Source organism: Spirillospora sp. NPDC048823 (assembly GCF_043198445.1).
In the GTDB taxonomy this organism is placed as follows: Bacteria; Actinomycetota; Actinomycetes; order Streptosporangiales; family Streptosporangiaceae; genus Spirillospora.
Genome location: NZ_JBICUT010000001.1, coordinates 679,200 through 694,837, shown reverse-complemented (window position 1 = coordinate 694,837; position 15,638 = coordinate 679,200). Strand labels below are relative to the sequence as shown.

The 15,638-nt window shown below is 70.6% G+C and carries 14 protein-coding genes and 1 tRNA gene; 6 read left to right on the top strand and 9 right to left on the bottom strand.

What is annotated here, in order from left to right; all coding sequences use genetic code 11:
* Positions 1–68 precede the first annotated feature (68 nt).
* Positions 69–782, bottom strand: a complete 714-nt coding sequence (locus ACGFK0_RS02980) for a GAF and ANTAR domain-containing protein (RefSeq protein WP_392899183.1) — start codon at positions 780–782, stop codon at positions 69–71.
* Positions 783–840: 58 nt separating this feature from the next.
* On the bottom strand, positions 841–1,554 hold the full coding sequence (locus tag ACGFK0_RS02975) for an ANTAR domain-containing protein (protein WP_392899181.1): 714 nt from the start codon (positions 1,552–1,554) through the stop codon (positions 841–843).
* Positions 1,555–1,677: 123 nt separating this feature from the next.
* Between ACGFK0_RS02975 and ACGFK0_RS02970 the strand changes: the two genes are divergently transcribed.
* Positions 1,678–1,752, top strand: a tRNA-Val gene (locus ACGFK0_RS02970).
* A 237-nt stretch (positions 1,753–1,989) separates the two neighbouring features.
* A complete protein-coding gene (locus ACGFK0_RS02965) occupies positions 1,990–2,808 on the top strand; it encodes a DUF1963 domain-containing protein (RefSeq protein WP_392899178.1) in 819 nt (272 codons plus the stop codon).
* Between the two features lie 631 nt (positions 2,809–3,439).
* Here ACGFK0_RS02965 and ACGFK0_RS02960 read toward each other — a convergent pair.
* On the bottom strand, positions 3,440–4,120 hold the full coding sequence (locus ACGFK0_RS02960) for a DUF899 domain-containing protein (RefSeq protein WP_392899175.1): 681 nt from the start codon (positions 4,118–4,120) through the stop codon (positions 3,440–3,442).
* Positions 4,121–4,288: 168 nt separating this feature from the next.
* On the opposite strand from ACGFK0_RS02960, the gene ACGFK0_RS02955 reads away from it, so the two are divergent.
* Positions 4,289–6,100 (top strand): hypothetical protein, encoded by a 1,812-nt coding sequence (locus tag ACGFK0_RS02955; protein ID WP_392899173.1) that lies wholly within the window; start codon positions 4,289–4,291, stop codon positions 6,098–6,100.
* 37 nt (positions 6,101–6,137) lie between these two features.
* On the opposite strand, the gene ACGFK0_RS02950 is transcribed toward ACGFK0_RS02955, so the two are convergent.
* The 5 genes from ACGFK0_RS02950 to ACGFK0_RS02930 all read right to left on the bottom strand — a co-directional run bounded on the left by ACGFK0_RS02950 (position 6,138) and on the right by ACGFK0_RS02930 (position 12,010).
* Entirely contained in the window at positions 6,138–6,425 is a 288-nt protein-coding gene (locus tag ACGFK0_RS02950; RefSeq protein WP_392899170.1) for a hypothetical protein, read from the bottom strand.
* A gap of 75 nt (positions 6,426–6,500) precedes the next feature.
* Positions 6,501–7,487, bottom strand: coding sequence for an ABC transporter ATP-binding protein (locus tag ACGFK0_RS02945; protein ID WP_392899167.1), 987 nt, complete (start codon positions 7,485–7,487; stop codon positions 6,501–6,503).
* The gene (locus ACGFK0_RS02940; protein WP_392899165.1) at positions 7,477–9,420 is read right to left on the bottom strand and encodes a dipeptide/oligopeptide/nickel ABC transporter permease/ATP-binding protein; all 1,944 of its coding nucleotides are present in this window, start codon (positions 9,418–9,420) and stop codon (positions 7,477–7,479) included. The genes ACGFK0_RS02945 and ACGFK0_RS02940 overlap by 11 nt, the downstream gene beginning before the upstream one ends.
* Entirely contained in the window at positions 9,410–10,357 is a 948-nt protein-coding gene (locus ACGFK0_RS02935; protein ID WP_392899162.1) for an ABC transporter permease, read from the bottom strand. The genes ACGFK0_RS02940 and ACGFK0_RS02935 overlap by 11 nt, the downstream gene beginning before the upstream one ends.
* A gap of 6 nt (positions 10,358–10,363) precedes the next feature.
* Positions 10,364–12,010, bottom strand: a complete 1,647-nt coding sequence (locus tag ACGFK0_RS02930) for an ABC transporter substrate-binding protein (RefSeq protein ID WP_392899159.1) — start codon at positions 12,008–12,010, stop codon at positions 10,364–10,366.
* Positions 12,011–12,176: 166 nt separating this feature from the next.
* Here ACGFK0_RS02930 and ACGFK0_RS02925 point away from each other — a divergent pair, with 166 nt between their 5' ends.
* From ACGFK0_RS02925 to ACGFK0_RS02915, 3 genes are all read left to right on the top strand, one after another.
* Complete coding sequence (locus tag ACGFK0_RS02925) at positions 12,177–12,824, top strand: TetR/AcrR family transcriptional regulator (RefSeq protein ID WP_392899156.1); 648 nt, start codon at positions 12,177–12,179, stop codon at positions 12,822–12,824.
* A gap of 139 nt (positions 12,825–12,963) precedes the next feature.
* A complete protein-coding gene (gene glnII / locus ACGFK0_RS02920) occupies positions 12,964–13,977 on the top strand; it encodes a glutamine synthetase (RefSeq protein ID WP_392899154.1) in 1,014 nt (337 codons plus the stop codon).
* Positions 13,978–14,145: 168 nt separating this feature from the next.
* Positions 14,146–14,775 (top strand): hypothetical protein, encoded by a 630-nt coding sequence (locus ACGFK0_RS02915; RefSeq protein WP_392899151.1) that lies wholly within the window; start codon positions 14,146–14,148, stop codon positions 14,773–14,775.
* Here ACGFK0_RS02915 and ACGFK0_RS02910 read toward each other — a convergent pair.
* Positions 14,756–15,604, bottom strand: coding sequence for a hypothetical protein (locus tag ACGFK0_RS02910; protein ID WP_392899149.1), 849 nt, complete (start codon positions 15,602–15,604; stop codon positions 14,756–14,758). The genes ACGFK0_RS02915 and ACGFK0_RS02910 overlap by 20 nt on opposite strands.
* Positions 15,605–15,638: the final 34 nt, after the last annotated feature.

Here is a 15,638-nt window from a genome sequence, read left to right as displayed (position 1 = left end):
AGAGCGGCGAACAAGGCCGAACAGGCCCGTCGCCATCAACATAGATCCGCGCAGCGGGCCGGGCAAGGTCAGGCGTCGGGCCGCGTCTCCGTGGAGAGCATGTCGGCGACCTCGGGAGCCTGGTCCACGACCGCACGGGCGACTTGAGACAGCAGCCGGTTGTGGTCGCGGGCGTACCGGCGCATCACGGTGAACGCGTCGCTGATGGAGATCCGCCCGCGCTCGGCCAGCACGCCCTTGGTCTGTTCGATGATGGTGCGGCTGTTGAGGGCACCCTGCAACTGCTCCAGGATCAGCTCGCTGCGGCCGAAGGCCCGCTCGTGCACGAGTCCGATAGTGGCCACGTCCGCAAGCACCTGCCCGACCCTCGCCGCTTCCTCGTCCAGGGCCCCGGCGTGGTTGCGGAACAGGTTCATCGCGCCCAGCCGCTCCTCGCGCAAGCGCAGGGGCAGTGCCGTCACCGCGGTGAACCCGCAGTCACGGGCAACGGTGCTGAAGCGTGGCCAGCGCAGCGGCTCCAGGCCCAGATCACTGCATGTCACCTTGACACCGGTGCTGAAGCAGTCCAGGCAGGGGCCTTCCTCATCCTGCACCTGGAACAGCTCCAGCACCCTGGCCTGCTCGGTGGATGCGGCGGCCAAGCTCAGGGTGCCGCGCGGGTCGGCCAGCAGCACTGCGGCCGCGTCCACATCCAGCAGTTCCACGCACCGCTCGCACAACGTGTGCAGCAGTTCGATGACATCGAACCCGGCGACCAGCGTGTCGGCCAGTTCAACGAACATCTCACCTAGTCGTCGTTCCAACATTGGCCAACCACCTCCACGGTGAGGGCACTCGGGGTCACGATGAGTCCATGTCCGGAGAAAATCTCAATTCTTGCTCGACGACCTTGCGGGCCACCTCGCGCAGGCTTTCATCGCCGGCGTACGCATGGGCGCGCAACCGTGCGTACGCCTCGGCCGGGCCGATCTCCAGCTGCACCGAGACCATCCCCGCCGCCTGATGCACCTGGGGCCATCGATCCAGATACGAATCGTCCCAGTCCCCACCCGTCGCCAATCCGCTCATCAGCGTCACCAGCGCCGCGTCCGCGAACAGCAGCCCGTCGACGAGCGCAGCGCCTCCCAGCGGACGCCGCGTCCAGTAGATCTCCAGAGCGCCCACCGCGGCGACACCGACCAGCAACGGGAACGCGAACACCGTCACCGCCCCCAGCGCGGACGCCGCCGGCGCGAACAACGGCCACCGCCGCTGGACGTCCGCCGACTCCAGATCGCCCACCATCACGGGCCGGTCCCCGCTCACGGTCTCCATCCCGGGTCCCTCGCCCACGGTGACCTGCAACTCCGCCAGCGCCACGCCGATTGGCCCGACTGCGCACAACGGCTCGTACAAGCCGGCCTGGCCCGGCACCGCCGTGCACACCCCGGCCGCCCCGACCAGCCGAAGGCATGTCCGGCAGACATGCCCGATCAAGGGCGGTGACGACCCATCCATCTGGGCCAGATCCTCGATCGCCGCCCTGATCTCCGCCGCCCGCTCCCTGCCTGCCACTGCCCGCCTGCCCGGCCGGTTCCGCGTCGCCGCCTTGACCGTCCCGACCCTACTCCGCAACCGCCCGTACCGTTTCGCGATCGCCCCCGCCGACCAGGTACGCTTTCCCGGCAACGAGCACGCGGGCGCGTAGCTCAGGGGTAGAGCACTCGCCTTACAAGCGAGGAGTCGGCGGTTCGAAACCGTCCGCGCCCACCAACTTAGCTTCGCTTTCAGTAGCGAGAGCTGCGGTTCCACCTCACACTTGGCCGGTACGTCGTTCCGGCCGAGCGCATCTTGCCGTCGGGCCCCTGAGGGCCAGGGGCCCCAACGGGGATTCGAAGGTGTTCATCTTCGCGGTGCCACTTGTAGGGCCCACTCGGTGACCCTCCGCAAAGCTCTCCCCTGGGACTAATGGCGCGGCAGAGCGTCACCGGGGAGTGCTTGGATGCTCGTATGAACATCGGCATGGATGTGGCCGAGACCCTGACCGAAATCGAAGAGCACTGCGTCGAGACGCTGGGCGAGCGTGACGGGCCGCGGATGGCGGCGCTGGCGCGACGTGGCTACCGGATCGCTCCGGCCGACGAGGGCACCAGCCCCGCGGGGCGGTGCCGTTTGGGCGGCAGTGCGCTGCTGGAGCCGACTACCGAATGGCCACATGTCGATGGGATACCACTCAACTTCATGGCAGTCCTCGACGTCGACGTTCTGGCACCCTGGCTCGGCGAGGAGCGACCCACCGTCTCCGGGCTGCTCAATTTCTTCTACTTTCAGCCTGACCTGCCTTACAAGAAATACCGGGATATCGACCAGTTCACCGACTCGCGCTGTTGGCGGGTCATTGCCGCCGACCCGCAGTGTGCGGTGGAGAAGTCCGCTCCTCGGCCCGCGCAGGTCTTCGACCCTCGCTCGGCAGCCGCCGCACCGATCATCAGCCTGCCTGAACACGATGGACCCGTCGTGGTGAATCTCCTCGACTCCAGTGATGAGAACGGCATGCCGCGATGGCTCGCTGCGTTCGACCTCTATAACGAGTGGAGATCAGGCAGCGACCATCCGGCTTACAACTGGAGTCGCCACCACCGTGCCTTCGGCTGGCCATGGGCGCTTCAGGGCGGGTTCCTGCGGGACGACGAAGTCCTTCTCCTTCAACTTGACAGCGACACCCAATGGCAATTTGGTGACTTCGGCCTCCTGTACTTTGTCATCCCGGCCGACGCTCTTCAAGCGGGCGACTTCAGTCAAGTCCGCGTTGAGATGCAGTGCCATTGATTCGATGCAGGCGCTGGGCCGGTGCGGGATCCCCGATGAGCTGCTGACAACGGTAAGCAGTTCATCGCTCGGTTCGGCCCCAGCGATGAGACGTTGTCAGATCGGATCTACTGGGAGAACGGTGGATCTTCACCGTGACTGCTTGTCGAATCGGGCTGTTTGGATCAAGGGACGGCGGTGCTTGGGCCGCTGCGCGGCCCCGCGTCTGGCCGCCCGGAGCGTGCGGCGTGGGCGTCGGTCACCGGACGGCCGCGCCGGACCGCGAGGATCTACCTCTACGGGCCGGATGCCGAAGCCCTGTTCAGGATCATTGAGCCCGTGCTTCGAGCGGCCAGCTTGCCACCGACCGACGCCGAACTCCGCTTCGGATCCGTTGACGATGAAGACTGCCGCGTCGAAGTCGTTCAACTCGGAAAAGATGCCTCCGGCGGGGGCCTCTGACTCTGGGAAGCCCCGGATGCCTGTGACGGTCGTCGGTGGCTACGCCGCGCGTCCGTGCCATTAGCGTGCCATTAGGTCTGTGGACGGAGTGGGCGCGCCGCCCCGGATGCCTGTGACCGAGGCCCAGGTCAACGCCCCTCAGCGGATGATCACGGCTCAGGGGCTTGGTCCGCAGTTGCGGATCATGGCCTCAGGCGTGTGGGCCGTAGTGGGCGGCGGTGTCCTTGGAGTCGGGCCATCGGCTGTAGGCGGGGGACTGCGGCCAGCCCTTGGGCGAGTCCTGCCAGTCCTCCTGGCGTCCGTACGGCAGCAGGTCGATCAGCGCGAAGGTGTGGCTGAGCTGCTCGGTTCCCCGGCCGCTGGTGTGCCAGGTGCGGTAGACGGTTTCGCCGTCGCGCAGGAAGGTGTTGACCGCGAAGCCGCCGCCGGGGGGTGCGTCCACGTCGGTGCCGAACGGGCTGTTCGCGGTGGAGTACCAGGTCATCTGGTTTCCGACGCGGCGTTTGTACGCGAGTGCCTCGTTGATCGGGCCTTGGGTGACGATGACGAACCTGGCGTCGTAGGCCTCCAGGAACTCCAGCCGGGTGAACTGCGACGTGAACCAGGTGCAGCCCCCGCACTGCCATTCCTCGCCGGGGAACCACATGTGGTTGTAGACGATCAGCTGGGGCTTGCCGTCGAAGATGTCGGCCAGACGCACCGGTCCTTCCTCGCCCTCCAGGGTGTAGTCGGGCATCTCGACCATCGGCATCCGGCGGCGTTCGGCGGCGATCGCATCGAGTTCGCGGGTCGCGGCCTTCTCCCGGACGCGCAGCTCGTCGAGGTGGCGCCGCCAGGTCTCGGTGTCGACGACGGGTGGTAGGGCGGTCATGGGTTCCTCCGGAGTTCACGGATTGCGGTCTGAACGTATGGACCATGCCCGTTCGCCGAATTCATCGGTCGTGGACGGAGCCGCTGCACGGCCGGGTTCGGACGTTGGGTGCCTTCATGCCGTCCGGTGTTCATGGTGTGTTCGCCGGGTGGTGGTTGGGTGCCGCCCATGCGTGCTTGCCTGGCCGTCTCCGTGCGGCAGCCCAGAGAGCAGATCACACCCGCCGTGCTGACGGCGGCCCGGCGGGCCATCGTGGAGGCCGTGCCCGTGCCGGCGGACGCCTGGCGTACGGCCGAATGGATCTCGCCCGACGGCGGTACGGCGTTGCTGGCCTGGTCCAATGAGCCCTGCGAGGCGCCGTTTCCGGAGCCGATCCTGACCTCCGGTGACCGTGCCCTGAGCTACTGCGGCTACCTGGGCGGCAAGGGTGACGCCGACGTGCTGCTCGGCGCCGACGTCCTCGGGGACGAGGTGGACGACATCGGCGGCTGCTTCTCGGTGTTCCGCGCCGGGCCGGACGGTTTCGAGGCCGCCACGTCCATGACCCGGGCCTGCCCCGTCTATCACGCCGAGGCGGGCGGCCTGCGGTTCGCGGCGTCCCGTGCTCTGCTTGCGCACCTGGCGGCCAGGGCCGCGGCGACCGGGGTGAGCCGCCCGGCGCCCGTCTACGACCTGATGGCGCTGCAGTCGATGGTGCGGCACGGGTTCTTCGTCTCCGACGAGACGCCGTTCGAGGGTGTGCAGGCGGTCCCGAACGCGGCCGGCCTCGTCGCGCGGCGCGGCCGCGGCGTTGTCGTCGTCCCACGCCCGCTGCCCGAGCAGGGACCCGTGCCGCGCGGGCGCAAGGAGGCCCGCGAGCGGGTGGAGCCGCTGGCCGAGGCGCTGCTGGCGGCCGTGGAGCCGTTCAGGCAGCATGTGCGGCCGATGCGGCTGGCGTTGTCCGGTGGGCGCGACAGCCGTCTCATCGCCGCCGCCTGCCATGCGGCGGGGGTGCCGTTCTTCGGCGCCACCCACGGTCTCGCCGACAGCCCCGACGTGGTGCTCGCGCAGCGGGTGGCCGAGGTGCTGGGGGTGGAGTGCCAGGTCACGGTCGACAGGCAGAAGTCAGGTGCGGTCGTCGTCCGGCACCCGGTGCGGCGTGCCCACGCACTGGTCCGCATGTGCGAAGGCATGAACTCGGCCTATGAGGGCGTCAACCGGTGGGCGGACTACGATCCGGAGCCGCGCAGCTCCGGGTCCGGTGGGGAACGGCTGCGGGGCGGCTTCCTGACCGATCAGCGCGACCTGACCCGCGACGGCGTCCACGGTCGGCTCAAGACCATCTTCCTGGCTCAGCGCGAGTTCCTCAGCGAGGACGCCAACGCCTACGCCGAGCGCTACTACGACCAGTGGGCCGAACGCTACGAGCGCGACGGCGTCGACGTGCTCGACAAGCTGCACATGTTCTACAAGACCGGCCGCTGGCTGGCGGGCTCGCACACCGCGACGCTCATGAACTGGGCCTACTACCACCCGTTCCTCGACAACCGGGTGGTCCGCGAGGCGCTGGCGCTGCCCGTGCAGTGGCGGCTGAGCGAGGAGCCGGTCGCGCTGGTCATGGAGGCGTTCGCGCCGCGGTTGCGGGACGTGCCGTTCGATGGCAGGCGGTGGCGGTTCGAACGCACCCGTTCGCTGCGCCACTGGCGGGGCAGGCGGCGCCGCGCCTCGCCGCCGAGCACGGGCGCCGCCGGGTTCAACTGGCGCAAGTCTTACGGGCCGGAGCTGGCCGGGGTGTTCCGCGAGCACATCCTGGACGGGCCGTCCGAGCTGTTCTCCATCCTCGACCGCGGTGCGGTGGAGCGGCGGCTGGCGGAGGTGCCGCCGCGCCGCCCGGGGCAGAGCTGGAACCTGCTCACGCTGAGCGTCCTGCTGTCCGGCGCCTGGCGCGAGGCCGAGCCGGTCGACCTGCCGGACGTCGAGGTACCCCTTCCCGCGTCGTGACGAGGCGGCTTCGCCGAGGTCGCGGGCTGAATCGCCGCTATGCCGGCTGTTTGAGTTCCTGGAGGCGGCGTTCGAGGGCGGTGAGGCGGTCGTCGGTGGAACGGCGGTCGCCGGTGGAGCGGTGGTGCAGGATGTCGGCGAGCCGGTCCGCCTCGTCGGGGTCGAGGACGAAGCGTTCGGACGGCTCGTCGTCGGCGGCGGATCCGTAGACGTAGAAGTGGCGGCGTTCCGCGGCGTCCACGAGCACGGCGAAACGGTGGCCGCTTCGGGTGACGATGTGATGCAGGGTGCCGTTGCCGGGGACGGTCGACTGTGTGATCTGCAAGGCGACCCCCTTCCAGTGAACTTTCCTCCATTCTCGGCGGTGGACGCGCCGATCTGAATCGGTACCGGCACCCATCTACCGATTGTCCACCGTGTACCCGCCGGCGTCCTCGTGCGGGTGGTGGCAGGCGACCCAGTGGCCGGGGCCGAGCGGGCGCATGAGAGGTTCCTCGGACGCGCAGCGGGCGTCGGCGCGGGGGCAGCGGGTGCGGAAGCGGCAGCCGCTGGGGGGTGCCATGGGCGAGGGGGGTTCGCCGGTCTCCTCGTCCTGGGCGAGGCGGAACGGGCCGCGGGGGACGGACGCCAGGAGCGCGCGGGTGTACGGGTGGGCGGGACGTTCGACGAGGTCCGCGCCGGTCGCCAGTTCGCAGGTCTTGCCGAGGTACATGACCAGGACGCGGTCGCTGACGTTCTTGATCACCGCGAGGTCGTGCGCGATGAACACGAGGGTGAGCCCGTAACGCGCCTTGAGGTCTTCGAGCAGGTTGAGGATCTGCGCCTGCACCGAGACGTCGAGGGCGGAGACGGGCTCGTCGCAGATGATCACTTCGGGTTCGAGGGCCAGGGCGCGGGCGATGCTGATGCGCTGGCACTGGCCGCCGGAGAACTCGTGCGGACGCCGGCCCGCGGAGGTGGCGGGGTCGAGGCCCACCGCTTCGAGGGTCTCGTCGATCCGGGCCGCGGTGCCCCAGACCCGGGGGCCTTCGCCGACGATGTCGCGTACGCGGCGGCGGGGGTTGAGTGAGGAGATCGGGTCCTGGAAGATCATCTGCAGCCGCTGCCGGGTGCGGCGCAGGGCCTCGCCGCGCAGGGCGGTGAGTTCCAGCCCGGACAGGCGCACAGATCCGGCGGCGGGGCGGGGCAGCTGCATGATCGCTCGGGCGGCGGAGGACTTGCCGCAGCCCGATTCGCCGACGATGCCGAGCGTCTCGCCCCTGGCCACGTCGAAGCTCACGCCCGACACGGCGTGCACGGTGCGCCGCCCGGCCGGGTACGTGACCGTGAGGTCCTGGACGCGCAGGACCGCGTCGTCGCGCAGGTGCGCGGTTCCGCTACCCGCCATGCCGCACGCTCCCTTCCGCGGCGGCCGGCCGCGCGTCGATGTCGTCCGCCGGGTACCAGCAGGCGTGGGACCGGCCGTCCCCGCCCGGAAGCAGCGGCGGTTCGTCTGTTCTGCAGCGCTCCCGGGCGAACGGGCAGCGGGGGTGGAACCGGCAGCCGGCCGGCGGGGCGGCGAGGTCGGGCGGGCGCCCGTCGATGACCGTGAGCCGGGTGTGGCTCGGGGCGGTGAGGTCGGGGGCGGCGCGCAGGAGCGCCTCGGTGTAGCGCATGCGGGGGGCGGTGAACACGGCCTCGGCCGGGCCCTGCTCGACGATCCTGCCCGCGTACATGACGATTACGTCGTCGGCGTGTTCGGCGACCACGGTGAGGTCGTGGCTGACCAGCACCATCGCCATGTCGCGTTCGTCGCGCTGCCGGTGCAGCAGCCGCATGATCTGCTTCTGGACGGTGACGTCGAGCGCGGTGGTGGGCTCGTCGGCGAAGAGGACCTCGGGGTCGCACGACAGGGCCATCGCGATGGTGATCCGCTGGCGCATGCCGCCGGACAGCTGGTGCGGGTAGCCGCGCAGGACGCGGCGCGGCTCCGGGATGCCGACGGAGGCGAGCAGCTTCTCGGCGGTCTCGCGCGCCTGATTTCGGCTCATTCCCAGGTGGACGCGGAGCGGTTCGGTCACCTGGGTGCCGATGGTGCGGACGGGGTTGAGGGCGGTCATCGGGTCCTGGAAGACGGTGGCCATGCGGGTGCCGAGGACGCCGCGCATCCCGTCCGGTCCGGTGCCGGTGAGGTCCCGGTCGCCGAGGTACACGCGGCCGGAGCGGGCGGCGGCCTCGGGGAGCAGCCCGAGGATGGAGCGGATGAGCACCGACTTCCCGCTGCCGGACTCCCCGACGATGGCGAGTGTGCGCCCGCGTTCGAGGGTGAACGACACCCCGTCGACGGCCCGGACCGTCCCGCGGGGGGCGGGGAACGCGGTGTGCAGGCCGGCCACTTCGAGCAGCGGCGGCGGGCCGTCCGGCCGGGGGGCGGGCGGAGCGGACGGCGCGGCCGCCCGGCGACGGGCGCGTGCGGGTTCCAGGCCGCTCTCCCGGTAGCCGGTGAGTTCCTGGAGCCGGTCGCCGACGAGGTTGAACGCGAGGACGGTCAGGAACATCACGGCGGACGGCACGAGGACGATGTGCACGGCCGTGTCCAGCGTGCTGCGGCCCTCGTTGATCATGCCGCCCCAGGTGGGCGTCGGCGGGCGCACCGACAGGCCGAGGAACGCGAGGCTGCCCTCGGCGATCACGACGACGGCCATCACGGTGAACGCGTAGGAGAGGGCGGGCAGGACGACGTTCGGGGCGATCTCCCGCCACATCACGGTGGCGCCGCGGGCGCCCAGGGCCCGTGCGGCGGTGACGAACTCCCGCCGGGCGAAGGACAGCGTCACGCCGCGGATCAGCCGGACCCACGCGGGCACCCCGAGCAGCCCGAGGACGATCAGGACGTTGCGGACGCTGGGTCCGGCGAAGGCCACCACCGCCAGCGCGAGGACCAGCGCGGGGAAGGCGAGCAGGATGTCGTTGCCCGTCATGATGATCCGGTCGGCCAGGCCGCGGCGGTAGCCGGCGAGGAGGCCGAGCGGGCCGCCGATCAGCAGGCCGAGGACGACGGCGCCGACGCCGACGCCGAGCGACACCCGGGCGCCGTGGACGATGCGGCTGAGCATGTCGCGGCCGAGCCCGTCGGTGCCGAGCGGATGATCCGGACCGGGGGCCGCCAGGGGGGCGCCGGTGAGCGTGGCGTCGTGGTCGGGCAGGGGCAGCACGTCGGCGAGCAGGGCCGCGGCGACCACGAGGACGATCCACAGGGCGGCGAGCCGGAAGCCCCAGCCCAGCCGCCTGCGCCGCTTCGCCGCGGGGTCCGGCGCGGCCGCGACGGTTTCAGGACGCATGGCGGATCCTCGGGTCGAGAACCCCGTAGAGCAGGTCGATGCCGAAGTTGACCAGGACATAGCCGACCGCGACGACGAGCACCCCGCCCTGGACGACCAGGTAGTCGCGGGACAGGATCGAGTCGACGATGAGCCGTCCGACGCCGGGCAGCCCGAACAGCGTCTCGATGATGACCGCGCCTCCGATCAGTGCTCCCAGGTTGAGCCCGACCACCGTGACCAGTGATATCGCCGACGGCCGCAGGGCGTGCCTCCACAGGATGCGCCGGGGTGACAGGCCCCGGGCGCGGGCCAGCGTGATGTAGTCCTCCCGCAGGGTCGCGATCAGGTCGGAGCGCAGGAGCCGGGCGTAGACGGCGAGTTGCGCGGCGGCGAGCGTCACCGCCGGGAGCAGCATCGACCGCAAATTCCCGGCCGGGTCCGCGGTGAAGGGCGTGTATCCCGTGGCCGGGAGCAGCGGCCACCGCACCGCGAACACCATGATCAGGACGACGCCGGACACGAACACCGGGGTGGACAGCAGACCGAAGCTCACCGTGGTGAGCGTCCGGTCGAGGAGGCCGCCGGCGCGGCGGGCGGCGGCCGCCCCGGCGGGCACCGCGAGGCCCAGCGAGATCACCTGGGACAGCAGCAGCAGTTCCAGCGTGACCGGCAGCCGCTGGGCGAGGGACTCGGTCACAGGGGTGCTGGTGATGTAGGAGGTGCCGAGGTCACCGGTGACCACGCCGCCGAGCCAGGCGAGGTAGCGGCGCCAGAACGGCTCGTCCAGGCCGAGGTCGTGCCGTACCGCGGCCAGCGCCGCCTGGTCGCCGGAGTAGCCGAGGATCTGCGTGGCGGGGTCGCCGGGCAGCAGCGTGATCATCCAGAAGGCGAGCAGGGACACGACGAGCAGGACGAACAGCAGCTGCGCGCCCCGCCGCAGCAGGATCGCGGCCACCGGCGCTCACCTGCCCATCCAGATCTGGCCGAACGCGTGCGTCGGCGAGCCGATGAGCGGTTTGGCGGCCGACCCGTCCGGCAGCTTGTACTGCGCCAGGCCGTGCACGTTGGGCTTGGTGACCACCGCGCTGGTGGAGAGGTGGTCGACCCAGATGAACGGCAGTTCCGCCCGGAGGCGCTTCTGCACGGTCGCGTACGCCTTCTTGCGCGCCGCCTCGTCGGAAGCGGCGCGGCCGGCGTCCAGGGCGGCGCTCAGCTGCTCGTCCTTGATCCGGCTCATGTTGATGGAGATGGAGCCGACCGGCTGGGCGAACCTGGAGTGCAGGTAGGAGTACGAGCTGTCGGGGTCGGGCCGGTTGAACTGCTCCCAGACGATCGCGCTGTAGTTCCCCATCAGGGCGCGCTGGATGAGGTCGGCCTGGTCGGCCTGCCGGATGGTGACGTCGATGCCGGCCTTCTTCCACATGTCCTGGACGAGTTCGGCGTTCTGCATCGACGACTGGTCGGAAATGCTCAGCAGTTCGATCTGGACCGGCCCCTTCTCCCGTTCGTACTCGGAGATCAGCGCCTTGGCCTTGGCCGGGTCGAACGCGGGGTAGCCGCCGGGGACGTACCACGGGGAGTCCGGTGACCAGGGGCCGTCGGCGGGCTTGGTGAGGCCGGAGCGCAGCGTCTTGATGAACGCGTCGCGGTCGGTGGCGTGGGCCATCGCCTGCCGGACCCGCAGGTCCTTCGTCGGACCGGCGGCGGTGTTGAGCATGAAGGCCATCTCGGGGACCGACATGCCCGCGACCCGGTACAGCCTGTACGCGCCCTGCTCGGCGAGCTTGCCGAACTTGACGATGTCGTTGTCGCGCTGGGTGGCCATGGCGGTGAGGCCGCCCGACTCCAGGGTCTGCGCGCGGGTCTGGAAGTCCGGCAGGATCCGGAACTCGACACGGTCGAGGTAGGGCAGCCCTTCGCGCCAGTACGCCGGGTTCCTCTTCACGATGAAGCGGTTGTCGGGGGTGTGGCTCTGGAACATGAACGGCCCGGTGCCGACGGGCTCCCGGCTCGCCTTGTCGGGGTCGGTGAGCGCGATCTGCGGGACGATCATGCCGATCTGGCTGGCCAGCGTGTAGGGGAAGCTCACCCACGGGCTTTCGAGATCGATCTGGACGGTTCGGGCGTCGACGAGCTCGATGCCGCTGACCGGCGCGAGGACCGCCGCCGTCAGCGGTGAGGCCTTCTGCGCGTCCAGGTTGGCCTTGACGGTCTCGGCGTCGAGGGGCTGCTCGTTGGAGAACGTGATGCCCTCGCGCAGCCTGATCGTCCACCGGGCGGCGTTCTTGCTCGGCTCGAGGGACTCGGCCAGCAGAGGGCGCCACTGGCCGGCGGCGTCGACGGTGGTGAGCGTCTCGATGATCGTCCCGGCCATCGCGTAGGTCTGCGGGGCGAACGAGTCGGTGATCGGGTTGAAGCCGTTGGCGTCCGCGCCGAGGCCGTAGACCAGGTTGCCGCCTCGTACCGGTGTCCCCTCCGGGCCGGAGCCGGCGCCGGACGTTGCGCCGCCCGAGCACGCCGTCGTCACCGCGGCGCACGTGGCGAGTGCCAGTCCGGCCGCGGCCGCGCGCCGCCGGTGCCGCCGCCGCTGTGTCGTCACAAGTCCCACGACAACCCCTCTCCGTGACCGGGGTCACAGACTTTTCGCCGATAGTACTATCACCGAATGAGATTTCAATGGGTTGACAACGACTGATTCATGCCTGCTGTGCAGGGGACATGGTTGATTCCATGGCCGGTGTGGCTATCGTTGGATTAACCGTTCAGGGGGATCGATGCCCGATGTGACACTGAGCCGGCGCGAGGCCAAGGACCTGACCCGGCGCCGGCTGCTCGGGTCCGCGCTGCGCATCCTCGACATCGAGGGCGAGGCGGGTCTGTCGACGGGGAACGTCTGCCGCAGTGCGGGCATCGCCCAGTCCACGTTCTACGTGCACTTCCGCAACATGCAGGACCTGCTCGAAGCGCTCGGCGAGGAGGCCGCCCGGCAGGTCGGCCCCGTGATCCGGGAGGCCCGGCAGCGGTCCAGCGACGCGCCCCGCAGCGCCGAGCGGCTCCGGGCCGCGTTCCGCGTCCCGCTCGAGAAGATGTGCGCGCACCCGGAGTTCTTCCGGCTCAGCGTCCGCACCCGTTTCGACCGCGCCACCCCGTTGGGCGAGGCCGCCCGCCGCCGCGCCGCCGTGACCCGTGCGCACCTGGTCGAGGATCTCGTCGCCGCCGGTCTCCCGGCGGACACGCCGGAGCGCGCGCTGCGGCTGGAGATGGTCGCCGACGGCGTCACGTCCATGACCGAGGCGATGGCGATCGGCCACCTCGACGGCCGCTACCCCGACATCGAGGAGTGCGTGGACGTCCTCGTCGCGTTCTTCGCCGGCGTCCGCGCGCAGCTGCTCGGCGACCAGCCCGCGTCCGGCCAGGGCTGACCGGCGCCCCGGGCCGCACCGCAACGGCGGTTCACGCCGCCCGCGTGGGCGTTTACACGGCGTTCACAAACGGGCAACAGGTCCGAAATGCCTGATTGGCAGGTTGAACGTGCTGAGACACGCCTCGAAGGGACCCACCTTGAGCTACAAGGCCGAGTACATCTGGATCGACGGCACCGAGCCGACCGCGCGGCTGCGGTCGAAGACGAGGATCCTGGCCGACGGCGCCGAACTGCCGGACTGGGGCTTCGACGGGTCCAGCACCAACCAGGCGCCCGGTGACCGCTCCGACTGCGTTCTCAAGCCGGTGTTCTCGTGCCCCGACCCCATTCGCGGCGGGGACGACAAGCTGGTGCTCTGCGAGGTGTACCTCGTGGACGGCACGCCGCACGAGACCAACACCCGGGCCGCGCTGCGTCCGATCGCCGAGAAGTACGAGGCGCAGGACTCCTGGTACGGGATCGAGCAGGAGTACACGTTCTTCAAGGACGGGCGGCCGCTGGGCTTCCCCGAGCGCGGCTACCCGGCCCCGCAGGGCTTCTACTACTGCGGTGTCGGCGCCGACGAGGTGTTCGGACGCGACATCGTCGAGGCGCACATGGACGCGTGCCTGGCCGCCGGGCTGAAGCTCTCGGGCATCAACGCCGAGGTCATGCCGGGCCAGTGGGAGTTCCAGATCGGCCCGGCGGGGCCGCTGGAGGTCGGCGACCACATGTGGGTCGCGCGGTGGCTGCTCTACCGCATCGCCGAGGACCACGACGTCTCCGCCACCCTCGACCCGAAGCCCGTCGAGGGCGACTGGAACGGCGCGGGGGCGCACACGAACTTCTCGACCAAGGCGATGCGCGAGGGGTACGACGCGATCGTCACGGCGTGCGAGGCGCTCGCCGAGAAGGCGCAGGAGCACGTGGCGGGCTACGGCGCCGACATCGAGCGGCGGCTGACCGGCATGCACGAGACGGCGCCGTGGAGCGAGTTCAGCTACGGCGTGTCCGACCGCGGGGCGTCGGTGCGCATCCCGTGGCAGGTCGAGGTCGACAAGCAGGGCTACATCGAGGACCGCCGCCCCAACGCCAACATCGACCCGTATGTGGTGGCGCGCCTGATCACGGGCACCTGCTGCGCGGCGCTGGAGAAGGCCGGCCAGGTCTGACCGGACCGCCGGCGGCCCACACCGGGCCGCCGGCGGCCGTTTTCCGGCCGCCTCCGCTCCTGCGGCCATGCCGGGCAACCCCGCCAAACATCGGCAAAATGTGAGCTTGGGGGAGTTCCACCCTTCCGCGCCGGGTAGCACACCTACGTTCGCACCGGGGGAGGGAACATGCCCGATTCGTCATTCGGGCGGTACTCCGGCGGCCTGCCCGGCAGGCACGTCGGCCGCCCTGCGCCAAGGCCCTGGGAACGATCGTTCCGGTGTCCCTCCACGGCGCGGCGGCGCCCCGTGGAGGCCCCGCCGAAACGGTACGAGGACTTCGTCGCGCTGCACGACGAGATCTCCGCGAGATCCGGTCCACCGCTGCGTGCGCTGTGGTGGACGGGCGGGTTCGCCGCGCTGGCCGCCGGCGCCCTGGCGTTCGCCGCGGCCCTCGGACTGCGCACGATGGCCGGTGTGGACGTCCCCGTGTTCGCGGGCCGGCACACCCCCGCGGAACCCGCCGCGGCGAGTTACGCGCTGTGCGCGATGGCGGGAACGATCCAGGCGACCGCGCTGATGCATCTGCTGCTGGCGTCGTCGGCGCGGCCGGTCCGGGCGTTCGCCTGGATCGGCGGGATCGCGGTCGCGCTGCTGACGATCCTGCCGCTGACGCTGAACGGCCCGCTCGACGCGGCGCTCGCGACGTCCGGCGTCAACCTGCTCGGCGGAACGGCCGTGGTGGTGCTGCTGTCGGCCGTGGTCGCGGCGTCGCGGCCGTTCTCGTGGGACGCCCCGTTCAGACGCGGCCGACGGTGATCGACAGCGGGTCGGGCGTGCGCGTGGACACGACGCGGACGTGCCGGAACCGCCGCCACACCTGCACGTCCACGGGTTCCTCCGGGGCCAGCAGCCGCACCTCGCGGTGCATCCCGGAAAAGCCCAGGCACAGGGAGACGTCCCACGTCCCGCGGGGGAGCGGGTCGTCGATGAGCGCCCGCGTCACCGGGACCGCGGCGGTGTAGCCGAGCCGGCCGGGACGTTCCTCCAGCATCGCGATGACCTCGTAGGAGTGGTGGGACCTGCGCTCCTCCAGGATCAGCGTCCCCGAGAACGGCATGCCCGTCCGCGGGACGTCGAGGTGCCCGGTGACGATGATCTCCTCGCGCCGCTCGTTCCAGTCCAGCCCTTCGGGGAGGGTGGATCCGAGGACGTGGGGACGCCCGCCGACGTCGATCGCCAGGGTCCCCCCGGTGGCGAAGTAGGCGACGACCGTGATGGAGCCGGGCAGGAAACGCCGCTGCGGCGAGTCGTCGAGGCCGGGGTCGCGGTCGCGCCCGAGCGGGACGACGGTGGTCTCCATCGGTGCGCCGATCGAGAGGTGCACGTCCCAGAGCCCGCCGGGAAGGGGATGGCCGCCCTCGATCATCGCGACGTCCACGAGCGCCTCGAACGTGACGAGGCTCCCGTGCATCCCGGTGGATGCGGGCACGCGCAGCCTGCCGCCGCCGCGTTCGCACAGGAGGAGCTCGATCCGGGGGACGGCGCCGTTGGGTTTGACCCGGCCGGCCAGCCGCAGCGCAGACCCTGACCAGCAGACCTCCGTCAGGTAAGGAGCTGGCATCGCCGTCTCCGCCTCGTCCTCCATGCGTCCACCTCGATCCGTTCCCCTGATGCGGTGG

What these genes read in the sequence shown, in the direction of transcription:
- ACGFK0_RS02945 (WP_392899167.1), bottom strand. Translation starts at nt 7,487, where the DNA reads ATGGCGGGTAGCGGAACCGCGCACCTGCGCGACGACGCGGTCCTGCGC.
- ACGFK0_RS02910 (WP_392899149.1), bottom strand. Translation starts at nt 15,604, where the DNA reads ATGGAGGACGAGGCGGAGACGGCGATGCCAGCTCCTTACCTGACGGAG.
- ACGFK0_RS02925 (WP_392899156.1), top strand. Translation starts at nt 12,177, where the DNA reads ATGCCCGATGTGACACTGAGCCGGCGCGAGGCCAAGGACCTGACCCGG.
- ACGFK0_RS02960 (WP_392899175.1), bottom strand. Translation starts at nt 4,120, where the DNA reads ATGACCGCCCTACCACCCGTCGTCGACACCGAGACCTGGCGGCGCCAC.
- ACGFK0_RS02980 (WP_392899183.1), bottom strand. Translation starts at nt 782, where the DNA reads ATGTTCGTTGAACTGGCCGACACGCTGGTCGCCGGGTTCGATGTCATC.
- ACGFK0_RS02955 (WP_392899173.1), top strand. Translation starts at nt 4,289, where the DNA reads ATGCGTGCTTGCCTGGCCGTCTCCGTGCGGCAGCCCAGAGAGCAGATC.
- ACGFK0_RS02940 (WP_392899165.1), bottom strand. Translation starts at nt 9,420, where the DNA reads ATGCGTCCTGAAACCGTCGCGGCCGCGCCGGACCCCGCGGCGAAGCGG.
- ACGFK0_RS02915 (WP_392899151.1), top strand. Translation starts at nt 14,146, where the DNA reads ATGCCCGATTCGTCATTCGGGCGGTACTCCGGCGGCCTGCCCGGCAGG.
- ACGFK0_RS02965 (WP_392899178.1), top strand. Translation starts at nt 1,990, where the DNA reads ATGAACATCGGCATGGATGTGGCCGAGACCCTGACCGAAATCGAAGAG.